At 89.7% G+C, this 242-nt stretch carries 1 pseudogene; it reads left to right on the top strand.

Going from position 1 to position 242, the window contains the following annotated elements:
* A pseudogene (locus AAHZ94_RS35440) lies at positions 1-242 on the top strand (hypothetical protein); the annotation flags it as partial.

Below are 242 nucleotides of genomic sequence, written 5' to 3'. Positions count from 1 at the left end.
GGGGGGGGCCGCGGCGGGGCGGGGGGCGGGGGGGCCGGCCGGTTGGCCCCCGGGGGGGGGCCCGCGCGGGCCGTACTGCCGGGCTGGTGCGCGCTGCTGGCCGGCGGCACGGCGCTGACCTGCGCCGGCGTGCTGCTGTGGGGGACCGGGTTGCTGCCCGGGTGGGCCGCCGGCGTGGTCCGGCTGCCGGCCCGCCCCGGGGCCCCCCCCCCCCCCGGGGGCGGGGGGGGGGGGCCCCCCGC

It is taken from the genome of Streptomyces sp. HSW2009 (assembly GCF_040240285.1).
GTDB lineage: Bacteria > Actinomycetota > Actinomycetes > Streptomycetales > Streptomycetaceae > Streptomyces.
The sequence above is the reverse complement of the archived record's forward strand: the minus strand, read 5'-3'. Positions and strand labels throughout refer to the sequence as shown.